This is a genomic window from Coprococcus sp. RTP21204st1_G4_RTP21204_210225 (assembly GCF_040915385.1).
Taxonomy (GTDB): domain Bacteria; phylum Bacillota; class Clostridia; order Lachnospirales; family Lachnospiraceae; genus Allocoprococcus; species Allocoprococcus comes.
On sequence record NZ_JBCPDP010000046.1, the window covers coordinates 1 to 1,396 of the forward strand.

Here is a 1,396-nt window from a genome sequence, read left to right on the forward strand (position 1 = left end):
ATGATCCGGAGATATCTGAATGGGGAAACCCGGCTGGACAGACTCCAGTCATCCATACGCCAATCCATAACGTATGGAAGGGAACCCGGTGAACTGAAACATCTAAGTAGCCGGAGGAAGAGAAAACAACAAGTGATTCTGTGAGTAGCGGCGAGCGAAAACGGAAGAGCCCAAACCGGAATGCGTGCATTCCGGGGTTCGGACCGCGTAATTGATCTGATAAGTTTAGCAGAATGGTTTTGGGAAAGCCAGCCAGAGAGGGTGAAAGCCCCGTAAGCGAAAGACGAGTCAGCAAGGCGGGATCCAGAGTACCACGAGACACGAGAAACCTTGTGGGAATGAGCGGGGACCACCCCGTAAGGCTAAATACTCCTTAGTGACCGATAGCGCATAGTACTGTGAAGGAAAGGTGAAAAGGACCCCGGGAGGGGAGTGAAAGAGAACCTGAAACCCTGTGTTTACAAGCTGTGGAACATCTATATATGATGAACCGCGTACTTTTTGTAGAACGGTCCGGCGAGTTACGCCATCTGGCGAGGTTAAGTTCTTAAGGAATGGAGCCGAAGTGAAAACAAGTCTTAATAGGGCGTTAAGTCAGATGGAGTAGACCCGAAACCGGGTGATCTATCCATGTCCAGGATGAAGTTGCCGTAAAAGGCAATGGAGGTCCGAACCCACATCCGTTGAAAAGGGTGGGGATGAGGTGTGGATAGGGGAGAAATTCCAATCGAACCCGGAGATAGCTGGTTCTCCTCGAAATAGCTTTAGGGCTAGCCTCATGAGAGTCTTTTGGAGGTAGAGCACTGAATTCCCGCGGGGGCGTCAAAGCTTACCAAAGGATATCAAACTCCGAATGCCAGTAAGATGATTCATGGGAGTCAGACTGCACGAGATAAGTTGGGTAGTCAAAAGGGAAAGAGCCCAGACCTGCAGCTAAGGTCCCAAAATGTGTGTTAAGTGGAAAAGGATGTGGGATTTCAAAGACAACCAGGATGTTGGCTTAGAAGCAGCCATACATTAAAAGAGTGCGTAATAGCTCACTGGTCGAGAGGTCCTGCGCCGAAAATGTCCGGGGCTGAAACACACTACCGAAGCTCAGGAATTAACGTAGTTAATTGGTAGAGGAGCATTCTTAAAGGGAAGAAGCAGTACCGGAAGGAGCTGTGGACTTTTAAGAAGAGAGAATGCCGGAATGAGTAGCGAGAGGAAGGTGAGAATCCTTCCGGCCGAATACCCAAGGTTTCCAGAGTAAAGCTGATCTGCTCTGGGTAAGTCGGGGCCTAAGGTGAGGTCGAAAGACGTAGCCGATGGACAACAGGTTGAAATTCCTGTACTGCAGTATAACAGAACTGTGGGGACGCAGAGGGAGAGCACTAGCGGGAATGGAATCCCGCGG

The 1,396-nt window shown here is 49.9% G+C and carries 1 rRNA gene (cut by a window edge); it reads left to right on the forward strand.

Annotated features, from left to right (window positions below):
- A 23S ribosomal RNA gene (locus AB5213_RS16910) occupies positions 1 to 1,396 on the forward strand (its annotated part continues 1,423 nt past the right edge of the window); the annotation flags it as partial.